14 protein-coding genes and 4 pseudogenes are annotated in these 19272 nt (G+C 35.8%); 4 read left to right on the top strand and 14 right to left on the bottom strand.

What is annotated here, in order from left to right:
• Positions 1 to 130: 130 nt before the first annotated feature.
• Positions 131 to 404 (bottom strand): annotated as a pseudogene (locus J7E63_RS29645) (alkanesulfonate monooxygenase); the annotation flags it as partial.
• Positions 405 to 831: 427 nt separating this feature from the next.
• Between J7E63_RS29645 and J7E63_RS29640 the strand changes: the two are divergent.
• The 4 genes and pseudogenes from J7E63_RS29640 to J7E63_RS14835 all read left to right on the top strand — a co-directional run.
• A pseudogene (locus tag J7E63_RS29640) lies at positions 832 to 1492 on the top strand (IS3 family transposase); the annotation flags it as partial.
• 195 nt (positions 1493 to 1687) lie between these two features.
• Positions 1688 to 2350 (top strand): annotated as a pseudogene (locus J7E63_RS14845) (glucose PTS transporter subunit EIIB); the annotation flags it as partial.
• A 495-nt stretch (positions 2351 to 2845) separates the two neighbouring features.
• On the top strand, positions 2846 to 4201 hold the full coding sequence (locus J7E63_RS14840; RefSeq protein ID WP_251033547.1) for an N-acetylmuramoyl-L-alanine amidase: 1356 nt from the start codon (positions 2846 to 2848) through the stop codon (positions 4199 to 4201).
• Between the two features lie 116 nt (positions 4202 to 4317).
• Positions 4318 to 5620: pseudogene (locus tag J7E63_RS14835) on the top strand (S8 family peptidase).
• 1195 nt (positions 5621 to 6815) lie between these two features.
• Here the strand turns inward: J7E63_RS14835 and J7E63_RS14830 are convergent.
• The 13 genes from J7E63_RS14830 to tnpA all read right to left on the bottom strand — a co-directional run bounded on the left by J7E63_RS14830 (position 6816) and on the right by tnpA (position 18312).
• Positions 6816 to 7658 carry a conjugal transfer protein TrbL family protein gene (locus tag J7E63_RS14830; protein WP_215013595.1) on the bottom strand — a complete coding sequence of 281 codons (843 nt, stop codon included), beginning with the start codon at positions 7656 to 7658 and terminating at the stop codon, positions 6816 to 6818.
• Positions 7659 to 7671: 13 nt separating this feature from the next.
• Positions 7672 to 8163 (bottom strand): hypothetical protein, encoded by a 492-nt coding sequence (locus J7E63_RS14825; protein ID WP_214732756.1) that lies wholly within the window; start codon positions 8161 to 8163, stop codon positions 7672 to 7674.
• Positions 8160 to 9755, bottom strand: a complete 1596-nt coding sequence (locus tag J7E63_RS14820) for a VirD4-like conjugal transfer protein, CD1115 family (RefSeq protein WP_215013593.1) — start codon at positions 9753 to 9755, stop codon at positions 8160 to 8162. Before J7E63_RS14820 ends, J7E63_RS14825 begins: the two co-directional genes overlap by 4 nt.
• Position 9756: 1 nt before the next feature.
• Positions 9757 to 10191 (bottom strand): hypothetical protein, encoded by a 435-nt coding sequence (locus J7E63_RS14815; protein WP_215013591.1) that lies wholly within the window; start codon positions 10189 to 10191, stop codon positions 9757 to 9759.
• A 41-nt stretch (positions 10192 to 10232) separates the two neighbouring features.
• Positions 10233 to 10829, bottom strand: a complete 597-nt coding sequence (locus J7E63_RS14810) for a hypothetical protein (protein ID WP_214998208.1) — start codon at positions 10827 to 10829, stop codon at positions 10233 to 10235.
• Between the two features lie 12 nt (positions 10830 to 10841).
• Positions 10842 to 11897, bottom strand: a complete 1056-nt coding sequence (locus J7E63_RS14805; RefSeq protein WP_215013589.1) for a bifunctional lytic transglycosylase/C40 family peptidase — start codon at positions 11895 to 11897, stop codon at positions 10842 to 10844.
• Positions 11898 to 11902: 5 nt separating this feature from the next.
• Positions 11903 to 13246 (bottom strand): type VII secretion protein EssB/YukC, encoded by a 1344-nt coding sequence (locus J7E63_RS14800; RefSeq protein ID WP_215013587.1) that lies wholly within the window; start codon positions 13244 to 13246, stop codon positions 11903 to 11905.
• A gap of 12 nt (positions 13247 to 13258) precedes the next feature.
• Positions 13259 to 15232 carry a VirB4 family type IV secretion system protein gene (locus tag J7E63_RS14795; RefSeq protein WP_215013585.1) on the bottom strand — a complete coding sequence of 658 codons (1974 nt, stop codon included), beginning with the start codon at positions 15230 to 15232 and terminating at the stop codon, positions 13259 to 13261.
• A gap of 21 nt (positions 15233 to 15253) precedes the next feature.
• Positions 15254 to 15913 (bottom strand): TrsD/TraD family conjugative transfer protein, encoded by a 660-nt coding sequence (trsD, locus tag J7E63_RS14790; RefSeq protein WP_215013576.1) that lies wholly within the window; start codon positions 15911 to 15913, stop codon positions 15254 to 15256.
• Complete coding sequence (locus J7E63_RS14785; protein ID WP_215013575.1) at positions 15906 to 16304, bottom strand: hypothetical protein; 399 nt, start codon at positions 16302 to 16304, stop codon at positions 15906 to 15908. Before J7E63_RS14785 ends, trsD begins: the two co-directional genes overlap by 8 nt.
• A 14-nt stretch (positions 16305 to 16318) precedes the next feature.
• Positions 16319 to 16648: a CagC family type IV secretion system protein gene (locus tag J7E63_RS14780; protein ID WP_308160517.1), complete on the bottom strand. Its 330-nt coding sequence runs from the start codon at positions 16646 to 16648 to the stop codon at positions 16319 to 16321.
• Between the two features lie 16 nt (positions 16649 to 16664).
• Positions 16665 to 17708 carry a hypothetical protein gene (locus tag J7E63_RS14775; RefSeq protein ID WP_215013573.1) on the bottom strand — a complete coding sequence of 348 codons (1044 nt, stop codon included), beginning with the start codon at positions 17706 to 17708 and terminating at the stop codon, positions 16665 to 16667.
• Positions 17709 to 17931: 223 nt separating this feature from the next.
• Complete coding sequence (gene tnpA, locus J7E63_RS30520) at positions 17932 to 18312, bottom strand: IS200/IS605 family transposase (protein ID WP_215013571.1); 381 nt, start codon at positions 18310 to 18312, stop codon at positions 17932 to 17934.
• Positions 18313 to 19272 lie beyond the last annotated feature (960 nt).

The raw sequence follows: 19272 nt of genomic DNA, 5'->3' as shown, positions 1-19272 counted from the left end.
AAGTCCGGTGACTTATCGAAACTTATCCCTTAAAAAAAATGTTTGATTTAGTGTTGACATACCAAATATTTAAGAGATTAACAAATCCCATCCTATCGACTGTTTACGGAATATACTGATTTGCAATGATTTATCCAATTAGCTGATTGTTTTGTTGAGTTATGTTGATGGTGTCTCTTTTGTTCAGCGGTAAAAGCGGAAATACTAACTCAGCGAATTAATATGTTCCCTCTAAATGAGGGTATCCAGATAGCACAAATGTATCGATACCAAGGCAGAATATTCCTTCATCTTCTCTGCCACTTGTGTAGGATTGCAAACAAGTGCTGCTCCAGCTCTACCACGAAAGAGACAAACCACTGCCCAAAGGTTCGGCTGATTTCTAGCGTCTCTCTTTCTCCTTTAGGACGTCCTCCATAACTGTGTTAACGTTGTCTCATTTTTCCTACGCCATGGACACAATTCTCTCTTTTTGTTACTAGGTGTAGGCACCGGTATTACAATCTATCATTGTACAACCCTATTGGTTTCTTTTAGGAACTCACATAGCTGAAAAGATATTTTGAATCGGCTACACTTAACTTAACAAAAAAATTAAGGTCAAGTAGACTAACCGCTAAATCAGGGCATACTGCTTTAGCATAAGAGATCCTCCTAGCAACTTTACTAGGAGAGGCGGGTATGCTAGCCTGTTCGGCAAGCCAGATGTATTTGTCATCTGGTTTCCTGGCTGGGAAAGCATGCCCGCAGAGGCTCCTTGTCAAGTTGCGGTGGTTACCCACAAAATTAGGAAGTCTACTTTATCCTATTCAGTTATGGAGGAAAGACAATATGAATAAGGCTCGAAGGACATTTACCCCTGAATTTAAAGCTCAAATGGTCAAGTTATATGAAAATGGTAAACCTAGAAAAGATATTATTAGCGAATACGATCTAACGCCTTCTGCATTAGATAAATGGGTGAAACAAAGTCAAACCTCCGGTTCTTTTAAAGAGAAGGACAATAGAACTCCGGAAGAAGAAGAGTTGATTAAACTTCGTAAAGAAAACCAACGTTTATTGATGGAGAATGACATTTTAAAGCAAGCAGCGCTGATAATAGGACGAAAGTAAATGTGATCAAAAATAATCGACACAAATACTCGATATCAGCAATGTGCGATGTCCTACAACTACCTAGAAGTACCTATTACTACGAGGCAAAAGAGCCATCTAAAAATATCATGAACTTACAGAAACCATTATAGAAATTTTTCACAAAAGCCGTCAGAACTATGGTACACGTAAGATTAAACATGAATTAAAAAAGCTTGGTATAGTCTCTTCGAGACGACGAATCGGTAGAATCATGAAAGAAAATGGACTCGTATCGAAATATACAGTTGCCAAGTTTAAGCCTTATGTGGAAAAATGTAATGAATCTAAAGTTAAAAATGTGTTAAATAGAGAATTTGAACAACAAAAGGAATTGACTGTTGTAGTAAGTGATTTAAATTAGCATCTTCCACTGATGCGCCTAGACATTCGCCGACCGTTATTATATCGTATTTTGACAAGACTTCACGGTTCATTTCTTATAAAAATTCATGAACACGCTGACCATTCATAAAATACTCCCCGCGCCCTTAGAATAAATTCTAAAATTGTTTGTCGGCATGTTTCAGCATTTTCCCATAGTGGTAGACGTACCTTAACTGCGATTGTTGCTGGTATAACAGAACCAATTGAATTTACTTTCCTATTCATTTCCCCAGTTCTATTTATCGTACATGCATGTTTAGCAGGTACAATGGCGGCTATTATGTATGCCTTTGGTGTTGTTGGAAACATGAGTGGGGGATTGATAGAAACTGCGACTATGAACTGGGTACCACTCTTTAAAAATCATTGGATGACCTATGTAACGCAATGGATTATTGGTCTTTCCTTTACATCTATTTACTTCTTTTTTTTCCGTTACTTGATTGTAAAACTGAATGTGGCAACACCAGGTCGTGAAAAAGAAAATGGAGCAGACACCAAGCTTTTTACAAAAAAGAACTATCGAGTGAAAAAACAACAAGATTCAAAAGATGGAGCAGCTCCTACAGATGCTTATTCGAATCAGGCCCTGCTTGTTCTTGAAGCCTTAGGCGGAGCGGATAATATTGCAGCTGTGACAAATTGTGCTACTCGCCTGCGTGTCAGCGTGATAGATGAAACAAAAGTACAGGCGGATAGTGTTTTTCGTGCCGGCCGTGCCCATGGCTTTGTCCGAAAGGGAACAGCGGTTCAAATCATTATAGGCCTTTCTGTTCCTCAAGTAAGAGAGAGAACTGAGGGTCTTATTACCAAAGCCAAAGCTCAATAGGCCTCTCTATTTTTATAAACTATGGCAGGCGCAAAAGCCGTATCACTCAATTGATACGGCTTTTTAACTGCAATAAAATCCTTTGAAATATTTTTATATTATGTTGTTTCGGGTAACCGTTGAGGATATAGTAAGGGATATTATTGAAAAACAGAAATTAGACAATAAATGTTAAGTAATAAGTAAACGACGTTCTTTCCAGGAATGTTTTTGTTTACTGTCAAATCATTTAAATAATACTCACTGCTGCTTCTTTTATTAATCTCTTCTAATAAGTAGTGAACAGCACTCCACATGTCCAGAGTGTATGTGGCAACACATGGGGTGTTGGTGAGTTCACACGTGTTTTAAAGAGCTTTAGCCTTATAATATTCGCTTAAGCTGAAAAATCATTAAATCAGTAATAAAATAACACTTTGTCCCATTCAAATTTCAATTTTTAACATACATATATAGATGGAAGATTATTATAAAAAAAAGAATGGAGGATATTTGATGAAACTTTATTTAGATCCAGGTCATGGCGGCTCCGACCCCGGCGCGGCAGGCAACGGACTAAGAGAAAAAGATATTACTTTAGATATTGCGCTTAAAATACGTTCTATCTTAACGAATAATTATGAAAATGTTCAAGTAAAGATGAGCCGTACAGGCGATACGAGTAAGAGCTTGAGCCAGCGAACAAATGAGGCGAATTCTTGGGGCGCCGATTTTTATTTGTCGATTCACTGCAATGCTTTTAATGGCTCTGCGAGGGGATACGAAGACTTTATTCACACCAGCCAATCCAACTCTTCCGCGACTGCAAAATATCAGACCATTATCCATGCAGAGGTAATGAAATTGAATCAGCTGCAAGACCGCGGCCAGAAAAAAGCAAATTTCCATGTTCTACGCGAATCCGCTATGCCTGCACTTTTATCGGAAAATGGTTTTATCGATAATGCACAAGATGCCGCACTGATGAAACAGTCTGCATGGCGTCAAAAAGTGGCACAAGGTCATGCAAATGGTGTAGCAAAAGCATTTAACCTTAAAAGTAAAACAAATGATTCCGAGCCCGGAGCGATTTACAAAGTAATAGCTGGGTCATTCAAGTCAAAAGATAATGCGGACGAACGCGTAACATTTCTTCGCTCAAAAGGAATTGAATCGTTTGTTGATACCGTTTCAATCTCAGGTGACACTTGGTACAGGGTTCAAGCAGGGGCCTTTTCAAACCGTGATAATGCAGAAAAACGTTTGGAAGAAGTCAAAAATGCAGGGATTCATGATGCCTTTATTATTGCTGAAAACACAAGTGACACTTCTAATGAAGAAGGTCCATCTGGGTATTCAATACTAGGTCAAACCTTTCTCTCTCCCGAACATATGAATCTATTTGTTAAAAATATCAATCCTGAAGCGCTTGATTTAGGGATTTATTATTTAACTTTCGGAGAATATTATGGAATCAGAGGTGACATTGCCTTTGCACAAGCCATGCACGAAACAGACTATCTTCGATTTACCGGGGTCGTGCAGCCTGAGCAGAACAATTATTGCGGATTAGGCGCAACTGGGCCGGATAATCCTGGCGCAAGCTTTGATACCCCAAGAGAAGGAGTACTCGCCCATTTGCAACATTTATTTGCCTATGCATCTACTAAACCGTTACTAGATGAATATCCATTAGTGGATCCTCGTTTTGACCTTGTAGCAAGAGGGTCTGCTACAACATGGGTTGGTTTAAACGGAAAATGGGCTGTACCGGGTACTAATTATGGTCAATCTATTTTGGGTCTATATGAAAGAATGATTAATGAAGCAAGGCAAAATCTAGAGAAAGTCCTAAAAGAGCTAAAAAGCTAACTTTTTTCTACCTTTTTTCCCTTTTTATCATTTGTTAAACGTTTTAATCATTCCATCTATTAAAAATTTGCGTAGAATATCTTGTTACAAAAATTTCAAGAGAGGAATGAATGTTCATGTTAGGTTTTTCAATTATTCAACTGGTTCGGCGAAATGGACATAAACTTGATAGAAACATAAGGCAAGAATTACTTCAAATCTATTCCCCATTTCGCAATATTCCATGTTTTTTGCACCGACCCATTGAATATTTAAGCAAGAAGGCAAAGAAGTTACCATTAGTCATTGAGTTTGAGGTAGATTGTTTTGAGCAGGGCATAAATGATGTTAAAAATACAAATTCCAGCACACTGAAACAGCATCCTTCCATTTCCTGTTGCTCTACTACATTATCCATCGAAAAAATAGAGTATTTACTCGATAATTGCATTCACACATAAAGAAAGTCTACTATGATCGAAAAGTGACAGCCCTCCTCGATAAAGCCACCCCTTCCATTCACTCCGGCCAATTACAGCAAAACGGCTTAACAGGAAAGGATGTAACCCTAGCAATTATTGATACGGGCATCCATCCACACGAAGATTTACAAGGGCGGATCAAAGGGTTTAAAGATTTTATTAATAATAGAACTTCTCCATATGATGATAATGGTCACGGTACCCACTGTGCAGGAGATGCAGCAGGCAACGGATCATTATCCGGTGGAAAATATAAAGGACCTGCACCTGAAGCTAATTTAGTCGGAGTAAAGGTTCTTGATAAAATGGGATCTGGTTCACTTTCCACTGTCATTTCCGGTGTTGATTGGTGCATCCAAAATCAAGACAATTAAATATCAACATTCTTTCATTATCGCTTGGCAGTGATGCACAACAGCCTGCTGAAGACGATCCTGTCGTAAAAGCTGTTGAAAAAGCATGGGATAATGGAATGGTAGTTTGTGTGGCAGCTGGTAATTCAGGCCCTTCACAACAAACGATTGCAAGCCCTGGGACAAGCCCAAAAATTATTACGGTAGGAGCTGCCAACGATTATAATACGGTGGATCGTTCCGATGATACGGTAGCCGATTTTTCAAGCCGCGGTCCAACCATTGATGGGCTTATGAAACCTGATCTTGTAACGCCTGGCGTAAATATTATTTCATTGCGTTCACCGGGATCTTTTCTTGATAAAACAAATTCATCATCACGTGTCGATACAAACTATTTTTCATTATCCGGGACCCCAATGGCCACTCCGATATGTGCAGGAGTAGTAGCACAAATGCTGCAAAACAACCCAAACCAATCCCCCGACGACATCAAACTACATCTTATTAAAGCATGTGAAGATATGGGACAAGACCCATACATCCAAGGCAATGGTTATTTAGACGCTGAAAATATAATCAATATGGAGGTAAAACAACATTAATAAAGGTGCCTTTGACACCCCGAATTATAACTAATTAATGGAACACTAAGCTTAAATAAGAAATAGCTCAGTTTTTATAATTGAGCCATTTCTTATTTCATTACAAGTTGTGCTATGCATTCCACGTGTGTTGAGTGTGGAAACAAACTCTCCAATTAATAAATCTCAATATTTCCAATAAAAAAATTATTATTTGAGAATTGCCATTAAAACAAGAATTAAGTACTAATAAGACCATATTGAAGTCGCCTTTGTTTTATCTTTTTAATAGAATTCTTCTTGCTACCAGCTTGGATGTTCCTCCCATAGCTCCGACTATTCCTCTTCCAGAACCCGCCATATTTCTAAGAACTGACGGACTCTTGATAAAGAGAATACAACAACCCATGAGTAAAAGGAAATTGAGAAACGTTATATTTTCATTGATTAAAATACTTATAGCTACAACGAATAAAAATGTTTTCTTAATTATAGTAAATTCGTTCACTGATTTTCTAATATGATAATTGAGTTAAATTATTTCAAACATAATTTGAAGCTTACGAAGTATCTTAAAAAAATTTTTTATTATACGGACATTCCGATTCAAGAGGGTTTTAATTCTATACATACAAAAGGAAATACCACCGGCTATTATCAATTTTCTTAATATGTTATCTAAATGCTTCATTCATTTGCTCCCGTAGTGACCATAGGTACAAACTTTTTTCGAACAATCTTTTTCGCTCTATGAATGCGGACTTTTAACGGAAATGTTTTTAAAGAATAATATTTTTAATTCGATTGTCTATAAACAACACTACCTGCCAAAGATGAAACAATGAAGAGGTAGAGTGTGAAATATAACTATTCCAAATACTTTTTCGCGTAATGTTTCATCCTATATACACCATAATTATTTTTATTAATGTTGTTAAAGATTATATTTTTTTCAAAAACAAATATATTATTGTTATATATGTTAAAGTTAGATTATATTTTTTTATATACTATAACATATATGATGTTATATATTTTGATTTTGTCATTAAACTATATTTTTTAGAAAAAATAGATATGATATAGTGAAGGCAAACCATAAACTGTATGTCACGATATGTAAAACCGTATAAATTAAATAAATGTACACTAAAAAACAAAAATTAGGCTTTCCCCAGAATAATCATATCATCATCTTGAGTCAGCCTATTATTATTCATCGTTTTAATAAAAATCGTCTAGCAACTAATTTTGTTGTACCACCCATCGCGCCCATCATCCCTCTTCCAGATCCCGTTGAATACCACATGTTTCTAAGTACGGACGGACTTTTAATTAGGAGAATACAACATCCCATTAGTAAAAGAAAATTGAGAAATGTTATATTTTCATTAATTAAAATACTTAATGCTACAACGAATAAGAAGATTTTCGCAATAATTGTTACAATCTGACTTAATAATTCGCGCCACCAGACACCCAAGTATTCATTATCATCAGCAATGACTGATACACAAGCCAAGGGAGATAGTAAATATAGGAACATGATGTCTGCATGGAATACAGCAACTGAAAATAAGAATGCTATAAATGCTACTGCAAATACGGATAGTAAGATAAGGAGTGCAGCACCCTGAAAATGGAGCGTGTCAAAGTTATTTGGATCAAACATATCATTGATTTTTTCCTTGCTAACCTTACTTCCTTCTCCAATCATCCAGTTCCCCATGTTATAGGCGACCTGTTCTAACAAAATCTTCTGAATGAAGGGCATTGCAGGGATCAACAAGGCACTTTTTAACGTATTAACAATAACGGGTCCGTATGAAATGGCATCTCCTGCAGCGTTCCTTGACATGACTTCGATGATCTTATATAAAACAATGGTTACTGCTATTGTTGAGGTTAGGGCAAGCAAGAAATTATTGACTGTAGTAAAGAACTGAATTTCAGGATTTTGTTTTAGTAACAAATCATTACACATTAGAAGTGCCCATTCAATGAAGTCTTCTAACATCCCTTGAATAGCCTCAACAATTTTCTCCTTAAAATTAAACAAGTTTACTCACCTCTTATTTAGGGTCTTCAACTTTTACAATTTTCCAAACACCTTCCTGCTTTTCTAGGGTGATTAATTTATGATCAATCTCGTAACGTTCCATATCAAAAGTGAACTTTTTTTCAGTTTCATTTAAACTGACACTTTTTACTTTCGCACCTTGACTAAATAATAAGTTTGATTTTGTTTCACCGTTTGGTAGGTCTTCCGCTTTGTTTACAGTTAATATATATAATAGTAGTTTTTGACCTTTTTCGCTTAGATCCTTAGAGATTGCCTTAGCATTTTTCCCCTTAATTTTCTCCCATGCAATTTGATTTGCTTCATCACGTGTTTTTGCTTCAGCTAACTTTTCTTCATCATTAAAGGAAGTTAAAACACTATTCATTACCTTTGTAGCTTTTTCTTGCTCAACCTTTGGATCAAATTGATTTCCACTTCCATTACAAGCTGCAAGAAATGTACTTACCATTAATACAAGTATAAGCATTGCTATTTTTTTCAATTTAAAGGGCTCCCCTCTTTTGATGGATTAACGCTTGGAGTTGAATTCATTTGAGAAAAAAAGCTCATGGCAAGCTCTTCTTGCTTTTCTGCCTCTTTCTCAGCTTCTTTTATTTGTTTTTCATGCAATTTAATCTCAGCTTTTTGTAACGCTACTTTCCACTCATCCGATTCAATGTATTCTTCGTATTCCCCTTTTTTCTCTTCAAACCAGTGTAACACCTCTTGTGAAGGGCTATTTTGATAGTCTAATTGACTAACATAAAATGAGTTTGTAATATTTGGAAACAAGAGATATTGGTACGCCTTTTTCGCCTTTATTGGGTGTTTTCCAGTAATGATAATAATGCAATCATCTTTATGCATGGTTAGAATTTCATCTTCATTCATTAGGTTCCGTGCTGCATATGAGTAACTAGATGAAGAAGAAGTACTTGATGATTTCCCTTTAGATTCTGAAGACGAACCTGTCTCTACTTTAGCGGTTGTTTTCCCCATTAACTGTGAAAAGTATTTTGCGGTTGTTTCGTTTACATTCCCTAAGCAAATTTTTGTTCCACAGTTACCTAAAATGGATTCAGCTTGTTCCCGCCCATATTTTTCTTGCAATTGAGTTATGTTTTGAACAATCGTAAGAACACCAATTCCGTACCCACGACAGGTTGCTAAGAACCTTTCATAGTCCGGAAACTTCCCTAAATTCGGGAATTCGTCTAAGATAAAAACCACAGGATGAGGGAGTTTTGCCCTGTTTTTAGCCCCTACTTTATACAATTCCTGAAACATTTGATTAAAAAATAAATTAATTAGGCCTTCCCATGTAGAATCCATTACTGGAATAATAACATATAAAGCTATTTTCCTTTTTCCTACATCCCCTAAAAAGAAATCTGAGAAACTCGTAAACCGAGAAACCGAACTGGAGGTAAAGTCACCTATTGTTGTCAGTAAAGATATGATAATGTTTGCCCTAGTTTTTTCTTGGGACTTTTTAAATCCTAACTCATATGCTCTTCTTGCTGGATGCGATTTATCTAGTCTTAAAAATTGCTCATCTAATTCACTGGCACCATCATTACTTTCCTCTGGATCAAACTCTTGTAAAAAATCCAAAACACCTTTCATGTTGCGTTGATTGGGCGGCAATTCGTGAACAGCATACAGGATTAATGCTTTTAACAAGCTAAACTGAGCATTATACCAAAAATCTTTTCGTTTAGGGTCATTTTTAGAAGCAACTATCGCATTTGCTACGGTAGATGCTTGAATTTCCTCCCTGACATAATCAAAAGGATTATAGCAATCTGAATACTCCATTTCTGAAAAATTCACCACATGTACTTCATAGCCTTGTCTTCGTTTAATTTCAGAAGTCATTTCATAGACCTCACCTTTCGGATCTGTCACCACTAAAGAACATTCCTTTTCGTGTAACACATTGGTTACGACATACCCTTGTGTTTTGGAAGATCCAGGTCCACCGGCTACAAAGTGGTTTCTGTTAGGAAGGTTTGAATCTGTTGGCTGCACAATAATTGCCTGATTCAAAATACCGGCTATGATTCCGTTATTTTTCATGTAATCCACAGCCATATCACTTCTCCTCCTTAGAAACTAGCAAACTAGCTTCAAGATCTTTCATGAGTTGATTTACCGGAACCCCAACTATCTCGCCCTGTTTAAATATTTCATGCTTGTGAGCGAATCGGCTTGAACCATGAACACCGTATTTGTCTGCTAACTGATATTTGCCTTTGGCGCCTTTCATAAAAAAAGTAGCATAGAAGGATAATAGGATAACTGCTCCACTACCTAAGAAGAAAAGAGGATTTTTCTCTTCAATCATGAGAGTTGAATTCTCAATCGGATGCAGTAGGTTATCCGTTATAAATTCGAAATATGGAGCATCAGATAGATTATCCCGGTGCGCTGCAATAAACGGAAGAATTCCGGCTATATTAATTACGATCAGTTCAAGAAGGATTAGTAAAAAGACCGTTAACAATAGGCGTAGTCCAAACATATTCATGGGTTTCTCTCCTTTTGGATTACCTTATAATCACTGCATAACTAGTTCTCTTCAAAGGGTTCGAAAGATCCCATTAACTCTAATTTATCAACTAACCATCTATCTCCGCTTTGAGCAAGCGTTACTTCATACATTTGGTTTTTTCTTGGGAATTGGCTTCCGCCCACTGAGTATTGTGTTTCCATGTTTACAAGAGCTTTTGCTTGGTTCTTTTCAACCGCACTTAGATAGACATTTAAAGCCTGCACTTCATTTTTGAATTCAATTTGTGTACTTCCCATTTCTCCAGAAGCTTTTAGTTTTGAAATGACGGACTCTGCTAGTTTATCGCGGACCTGATCAAAACGGGCAGCATAATTTTTGTTATCGTAATTAAATAATTCTCTAAAAGTTCCATCTACAAAACTTTTAATCTCTTCACTATGTTCAATTTCATAAAAGGCTTCATTCTGTTGAAAGGTAGTAAGTGCTTTTTCCTTTTTATGCGATTCGTTTTTTAACTGAACCATCTGTTTTTTGGTTTCTTTGTTTATTTCCTCTGCTTGGGTGACCATTGTTCTTTGACCAATGTACATAAATCCCAAGATCACATTTGCTAAAATAGATATTCCAAGCAGAACAGCCAATACTTTAATCAAGGTGTTTTCCTCCTAATGGATCACTCTACCAAAACCAACCAGATGGGATTGCCAGTAAGGGGAATTAATGTCATGGTTTCCTATACCTGAACCATTTGAATCAAACATTATTCCGTTTCCCATGTATATGCCTATATGTGTGATGTATTTGTCGGTCTCATATGTACCAGTATAAAAGACAAAGTCGCCGGGCTTAGCTTCAGCAGGTGAGATTTTTGAAGATACATCGTACTGTTCCTGAGCTGTTCGAGGTAGCTTTATGCCAGCCTGAGCAAATGTCCATTGTGTAAAGCCTGAGCAATCAAATCCTGTATTAGGGTGTGCACCTCCCCATACATAAGGCCAACCTACATATTTTTGTGCTTCTGAAATAATCACATTAAATGCTTGTTCCCCCAATGGAGAAACATCTCCACCACCTACAACCATACTGGTAGGCATTAGATTTTCCATCACTTTTTGTACATATGTAAAGTCGCCGTAACAGTAAGGCGCTCTCCAATCCGAACAGCTCCATCCTAGTTTGCTAGATTGATTCAAGGAGAACGCTTGAGCTAATTCAACTGAATGTTTCCCTCCATTTGAGGCAACAAAATTAAGGTAACCAGAACCAAAGTTATAAGATTGAACGATAGCAGCAAAATCAACTCCATCTTTTTGCCCTTGTTGTAACACTGATTTAAAATGTTTAACACCAAAATTGACGGACATAACAGGATCTTGTATAGAGTTCGGTGGCAGCCCAGCAGATTCGGAACTTTGCATAATATCTAACGTTTGAGAATTCCCTAATTCTTGATACATAAGAGCTAGAAGGAAATCTGTGTATTCAGGTATTCCATACTTGCTCGTATATTCACTAACTAATCCTCTCCATTGCGCAATATTTGGTGGGACATCAGCTGCACCAAATGGTGAATTAATGTTCTCAATCGGCTGTTGTTCAGAGGTATTCATTCCAAGCAGCAACCCGGCCATGAGTATGAAAGCGAAAACGACTCCTACCGTGATTTCCTTCCAGTTCCTAACAACAAAAACAGTCCCCTTAACAGCGGCTAATGCTGCCACTTATTTCACCACAATTCTTTATTAATTTTCTCTATCTCGGCTATCGCGTTTTTAAGTTCCTTGTTTTTGAAATCAAGCTCTTTTTGTTTGTCTTCTGGTTTTACGTTTTCGTTAATCTCTTTTATTTGTTGTTCTAACGTAGCAACTTGATTTTCCAATTCTTTTTTTCTAATAGTGATCTCTAACTCTTTGCTTTTCAGCTTTTCATTTAAATTTTTAGCATCTTCAAGATCTCCATGTTCTGTAAAGGCTTTGCCCATACGAAGCTGTTGGTCTTTATCTTTTGCAAATGCTTGCATCGATAACAAAGTGCTATAATCATATCTTAGTATTTTCTTTTCGATCTCCAAATAATCACTTTCAGCTTTTAACCCAAGTATTTCATCCTTATTATTCACTTTATATAAGGCCTGCACAGTGGGTTTAATTAAACGTTTATCGGTATCAATTGCCTTTTGATACTCACCCTTTTCAAGGTACACCTTCGCAATCTCCTTATTACTGCCATTATTTTTTTTCAAAAAGGAAATGGCTTCATCGAATTTTTCTTCACTTAGCATTTTATAAAACTTTGATTCTTGTTCAGCCTTTTTAAGTTCCATCGCATGGACCGATTGAATTCTATTTACTGCTGATTGGTTAAGGAATAGTGCTAAAACAACGGCAGCCGTACAAATCCCAATCGATATACCTGCCAAGCTCCTCCTTTGCTTCTTCATTTTTTGTTGTTCCGTTTCCAATGCGATGAAATGTTTGGTCTCTTCCTTCTGTAGTCTCTTGGAAATCAATTCTTTCAAATCCTCAACAGATTCAGCATTGTCAATTCTAAATAGAAATTCATCTTTTTCCTTTTTTAAGAGATTACCTTTTTCTCGTTTATATTTTTCAAAGGTGAAACGTGAAAACATAGAGATAATTAAAATTTTGTACTGTTCCAGCTTTTCTATATGGTCATCATAGGGTAACCATTGATTGCTTCTATATAGGAACTTTAGTGTTTTCATATCTTTAAAGAAAATGTTTCTGGGATGAATCAATACTATCTCTTTTACTTTATTTAACTGATCCATCTCCAACAACTCGTTTACTAAGGCCAGACGCAGTACACGTGAATATTCTTTTGCTGTAATGAGTGATTGGTAATCTTCCTCCATCACATAGTCGAGAATAAATCGATCGTTTTCTTTTTTTATATCAAGTAGAGTAAAGAAATAAGGTGAATCTTCTTGAAGATCTTTTAAATCTTCTGATCTTTCGGCCAACACCTTATTTGCAGGTATTTCCAAACGATAGTGGTTATTTTGATGAATAAATAACGTTCCGAATTCGAATAATTGGATTTTCACCATTATGTCCTTCCTTTACAGAACAAAATTTTGTACTTCCTCTTTTTCAATCGGAGTCATTTCGTTCCTAGCTTCATAGTCTGGGATTTCGTCAGGATCCAACCCATACTTTTCAAAATATCGTTTTTTATTCCAAAGACGAAGTTCTTCTTGTGTAAGCTCCACCCTGATAAAAGCACGTTGAGATCCATATATAATTAACGCTTCTCCTTGTCGTTTTGCACGTAATAAGGAAATCTCTTCATCAGAAAAGGATAGATTAATCTTTTTCACTACATCGTCTACCCCTTTATTGTCTAGACCAAAAAATACTTTTGTATGGCTGTTTTCAATCATGGCTGCCCCCAGGTTATCAGTGGTATCTAGAACATCAATAATTTGTTGTGTACCTGCAATCGCTCCGGCATTGTATTTCCTAAATCGTTTATACGCTTGATAGAAAAATCTCATAGAATCAGGATTTTTTGATAAGAAGTGAAATTCATCAATAAACAGATAAATTAACTCATCTTTTGTTTTTGTTACTTCGTCCCAGAGAAAGCCGAAAATGTTAAAGTAACAGGCTGCCTGTACATCTACTTCATTTTGAAGTGATTTTAAATTAAAGGAGAATAAGGAATTATTGATATTCACATTCGTGTGACCATTAAATAATGAGTTTGAACCATGAACATAACTTTCTAATATAAAATAAAAATCTTGGATTTTTTCATACCGTTCGAAATCATTTTCCTTTAGTTCCCCTAAGTCATTGTAAAAATCTTGAAGAGTAGGATAGTCAGTGGCTTTCAGATTTTTAAAATCAATCTCTTCATTGATTGAAAAGCGATTATAAAGATTGGTTAGTGTCTTGTCTAAAATACTAGATTCAACCTGTGTTAAATCGGCTTTTAAAACTTTAAAAAACGCCTTAAGACGTTGGACCTTCTGTTTCACAAGGTCTCTGACGAATTCTGCATCCGTATTAAAATCTTCGGTGTCTGTAATTTCTGTTGAAAATATCTCCAAAGGATTGATCTTTGTTGCACTATTACTGCTAAGGTGTACCACTTCTCCACCGAGACTTTTCACGATATGGGAGTATTCACTTTCTGGATCAATGATATACACTTTGATTCCCATTGCGAAGCAACGAAGAATCTTCTGAACCATAAATGTTGATTTACCAACGCCGGATGTTCCGATAACGACCATGTTTTGGTTTAATGTACGATGCGTATCTAAATAATCAATCGCTACTAATGAATTGGTTGTCTTATTAATCCCTTCCACTTGAGCCCTTGGGGATAGGTAACAAATTTCCGAATCATCAAATGGAAAAAAAGAAGAGGCTGTTTCACTGTTGCACATCTGATAGGTATAATCTTTTAATTGATTATCGCCTAATGGTAAAGCTGACCAGAAAGCCATTGGTGCAGCATAATGAGGGTTTAAAGCTTTCATTCTTAATTTTGTGCAAATCCTCTGGACATTGTCCTCTAAGGTCTTTAAATCTTCTAGGGATATCGCTTGAATGAAAATGTACGTGTAGAGATACATAAAGTTAGAACGGTTGGTTAAAACCTGATTAAGTTGGTATCTGGCACTATCAAGTTCTGATTGTAATCTGATACGCGTAGCTGGATCTCTTGTTTTTAATAGTTCAGCATCCTTATTTTTAATAGAGTCATTGTAATAACTAATCATTCCCTCAGAGTTAGCAGGCTCTAAATATTGGACAAAAGAAATGTTTCCCTTCAAGCGTTTCAAGTCAGAAAGCCAGTTTCCTTTTTGCTCTTTAGGATAAGAAACAATGGCCAGCACTTTAATGAAGTTTCCTCCACTTTCTATGAAACTCTTATTTTCCTTCCAAACAAAGGGATAGATAGAATTAAGCTCTTCTGTCTCTAAAACCCCATATAGCAAGTCTTGATGGCTTTGTTGCATCTGTTCTTCTTGTTTATTTTCACGTTTTTTCAATGGAAAAAGTGTTGCTAAAGAAAAGGGCATGATTTTCTCCTTCCCGGGTGGTTAAACGTAAAGTTTCGACATTTCAAAATCAAAGTATCGGTAAAGCAGAGTTAACGTATCTTTTTCAGATAATTTTCTTATCGCCATATCGTAGGCCTCGAAAGTAGATTGTAAAGAGTTTGATATTTCCTCCACCTTTTTTGTTAAAATACTTTCCGCACGTTCTAAATCCTGAAAAGTACGTTTGTTCATTTTCTCCCTTATAACAATAAAGTGTTGTTTGGTGGACATTTCATCTTTAACCCTGATACCTTGGAAGTGATCTATATATGAGGCGATTAATTTTCTCTTATAATCATTTCCGGCATTCTCTTTATTTTCAAGTTCTTGAAGATATCGTTTTTTCCAACCTAAGTTGTACGATCTCAAATCCACGGGAACAGTCATTGAGATGGTTTGTATTTGATCGTGGACTTGGCTCATTAAAAGTGATCCATAGTCTTCAAATAAGCGATTCTGTTCATACTCAGCTAATAAATCCATATTGATACCACTTACTTGCAGAATAGAAGTTAAGTACCCATTTTTCAAAAGTACATAATCCTTATATATACCTTCTATCACGCTTAGATCTTGAATCGTTCTTTGACCCTTTTTTACAAGGGTGTCCACTTCATAGTCAAATTCGGTTTTATCCATTTTCTTTTTATTGTTAGCCATGGAAATCATCCCTTTTATTCGGTTTCATAAAGAACAACTTCTGTCTACTGTTGTAATTAAAAATTAGTTTCAAATAGCTACTGTAGGTTATATTTGGACGAGATGTAATGGGACGTAAAACAGCAAAAGTAAAAGAGCTTAATAGCAACAATGCTACAAAGAACATTTTGACCATCATAAACCCTAATGAGTAGGGTGGAATAAGAAGGATTCCTGCTGCAATGACAACTGCCGGCAAAATAAATTTAAAAAAGTTTCCAATCGATAAACCTTTCACTATGTTATAAGATCGGTTTACATTGTCAGGGAAAACAAACGTTTTCCCCTTCCGATTATCTTCTTGTCCTAATAATTCTTTAAGTATTTCTTTTACATCATCTTTTGTAGTCATACTTGCCACCTCGATTAAGCGAATAATCCATATACCCAAGGGACAATCCATACAAGAGCCGATGCTAACCCGACCCCTGCAAGTGCCATTCCTACCCCTCGGAACATTTCATTTTTCGTATGCGGATCGTCTACGCCAGGTAATTTTTTAATGATAATCCAGACACCTACACAGATTCCTACTATCACGACAATTCCTGTTAAGAATGATTGAATTTGTTTAAGGCCTTCCTTCACTTTTGCCTCAATCTCGCCAGCTGCAAATGCATGCTCTGGAATCGCATAAAGACATAACACTATGGCTGTAAACAAGAGTATGGGTTGTAATTTTTTGAGCGTTTTCACTTTCCTCTGCCTCCTTTTAGTCTTTCTCACTAAGTTCCATGAATTCGATGCTTGGTTCCACTTCTTTTTCCTTGTATCTATCTTTCTGTTTTTCCAATTGAATATAATGATTCAACTTTTCTAATTGTTCATTGGCCTCCTTTTCAGAGAAGTATGGTGATATTTTTTTTACCCCACCTGTCGCACTTAACTTCCCAATGTACGAACCCTCTTCATCTGAGACCACCTCAAAATCTTGTTGCCTTATTTGAAGCTCTTTCTTTATCTCAAGATCGTAAAAGGCAAGAAAACCTTCTCCAATAGAACAACTATCCATGATAAGTTCATCAAAGGCTACATTCATTCTTGGATTGTCCCTTATTTTTCCCAACCATTTTTCATCCAGATTAGGTATCCTGATGTTTTGTTCTATTTCATTCTCTTCAAAAGAGATCCTTACCCCTTCATTATCTTTAGATATACTGTTTAATGTGATAGTCTTTCCTACAAAGTCCGAAGGAATATAATATTCCTCTAACGTTCTACGAAGGGCTTGTATTCTAATTTTCGGTTCCTTCTTTAGTTCGTCTTTTACAATAAAGGATCGTGCTTGTTCAATATTTTCATAGAATGCTTGGGCTTTAAAAGGTTTCATTAAATTCAGTCGAAATTGCTGACTATTCTGGAGAGAGAATGCTTTTCCGTCTTTCGAAAGAAAAAGTACATGCCCTCTGAATCTTTCAAATTTGGAGGTTCCGAACGTGTTCAGAAGTACTTCCTCTTTAGAATGAAAGACTTCAGTAACTTTGTGAGCTTCTTTGAACTCCTGTTTATAAACACCATAAAATTGACCATTATTTTGAAATATTTGAAATAATCTTTTATCCTGACCCCATGAAAAGATATCTTTACAGTCTCCATTTAATTCAAAAAGATCTGGCTGTCGTTCTTTTATTAAAGCGTAATAAATTTCGTACTCGACTTCTCCCCTCTCTTCATTCGATAATGAAAGCTCATCGTCAACTGGGAGCTTTTTTATATCTAATTCTTGCTGCCTTTTAGTCTGTTCGATCATTTGCAAAATGTAATCGGCGATAGTGACCATGGAATCATTAACGGATCTTTCGATAGAATCGTTTCTCAAAAGATAATCCCCTTTCTGGTCAAAACTGATGCTATAAAGGGTCTATAAAAATTGGTCATGTTTGAAAAAGGATAACTTCATAAAGTTATGATTCAATACTGTTCTTATTGAAGTTTAACCCCGACTTATATTGGATTCTTCCAAATTAAGAAAGGCTTTTTTAATTCTTGTAGTCCTGTACCAAGTTATCTAGCAGCCGATTGTCAGTTGAGATAAAATATCTTTGATCCCACAGACTACCACCCTTTTTTATTTTTGTTTCCGGAAACTCCTTATATAAAAACCTTGCTGTTCCACCTTTTAGAGCTTTCATGAGATTGGGTATGTAATGAGTCGTTTTGCAATTGATAACTAGTCTACCGCTGTACCCATGGATCTCCATTCCCACGATTTTAAATTCATGACGAGTGGAGACGTTTCTAAAATAGGACTTTATAAAGTCTATTTCCTCTTTCTCTAGCACTATGTAATTATTTGTAAAAAATGCAATATGATATTGCAAACAACTCACGTGGTATTTGTTTGAATCAATCTCATACATATGTATTTTTTCTCTCAACTCCCTTATATGATATTGTTATATAGTGCGAATATTTGTTCTATTTATATTTTAACAAAAATATACTATTTTCGATATATTCAGATATTACTATCTTAAAACTATATTAAAAATGAGTCATTAGCATTAAATATGGTAAAAACGCCCAACAATAGTTGTTAGCTTTAGCAGACTTTAGTCATATTGTTTCGGTATTATTTTTTAACAACCTTTTTTCTTACTTCTGTCTATTTCTATTCGTTTTACTTTTAATAGCTACCAACCTTTATTAGCTCTCGTCACCTTCAGGTGACTTATTTCTGGACCTTCAGGTTGGCGAATTTTTGGAATAATTACAGTATTTGAAATCGGCAAAAATCCTGGCTGAATGCTATATAGACAAAAACTCTAACCGCGATTTGGTTAGAGTTTTTCTATTTACCTATTCTTCTTTCATTATGATTCGTAATCATCTTGTTAAGTTATTAAAGGGCCAGTACTTTTTTACATAACAATCGGAATTTATGTTTTTTTAAGATCCCTTCTCAAGAAAGAACTATTAACCACTTATCTGTTGTAGTAAACAATAAAATTAGAGATGATTTTAATAATAAATTATATATTAATGTATATGATGATATATGTTTTGATTTTATTACAAATTATGTTTTTATATTATATTTTTACTCAGTAGTTGAAACCCTGGCGTCCCCCTTTTTCATTTGCCCTTTTATATAAAAATCACTAGAATATTATCCCGGGTTTTGAGGCATTTAATTGAGACACTATAAATATATTTCTGCCGTGAGCTGCCGGAGGTCTCATTCGGGTGTACCTAAATGAAACAGTTTTTTCAAAAGGGCTCTGTTAATTTATTGTTGATTATTCATCAAAGAAAAAAGACCAATTTTAGATTGGCCTTGAGTAATGTCTTGTTCAACTAGTCGAGTAGAAGGGAGCCTT

The sequence above is a fragment of the Bacillus sp. ISL-75 genome (assembly GCF_018613095.1).
Note: the sequence above shows the minus strand (reverse complement) of the source record. Positions and strands in the feature narration are given on the sequence as shown.

Excerpts from the sequence above, each read along its gene's own strand:
- J7E63_RS14840 (WP_251033547.1), top strand. The coding sequence starts at position 2,846 with ATGAAACTTTATTTAGATCCAGGTCATGGCGGCTCCGACCCCGGCGCG.
- J7E63_RS14820 (WP_215013593.1), bottom strand. The coding sequence starts at position 9,755 with ATGGCTGTGGATTACATGAAAAATAACGGAATCATAGCCGGTATTTTG.
- J7E63_RS14815 (WP_215013591.1), bottom strand. The coding sequence starts at position 10,191 with ATGAATATGTTTGGACTACGCCTATTGTTAACGGTCTTTTTACTAATC.
- J7E63_RS14800 (WP_215013587.1), bottom strand. The coding sequence starts at position 13,246 with ATGGTGAAAATCCAATTATTCGAATTCGGAACGTTATTTATTCATCAA.
- J7E63_RS14795 (WP_215013585.1), bottom strand. The coding sequence starts at position 15,232 with ATGCCCTTTTCTTTAGCAACACTTTTTCCATTGAAAAAACGTGAAAAT.
- trsD (WP_215013576.1), bottom strand. The coding sequence starts at position 15,913 with ATGGCTAACAATAAAAAGAAAATGGATAAAACCGAATTTGACTATGAA.
- J7E63_RS14785 (WP_215013575.1), bottom strand. The coding sequence starts at position 16,304 with ATGACTACAAAAGATGATGTAAAAGAAATACTTAAAGAATTATTAGGA.
- tnpA (WP_215013571.1), bottom strand. The coding sequence starts at position 18,312 with ATGTATGAGATTGATTCAAACAAATACCACGTGAGTTGTTTGCAATAT.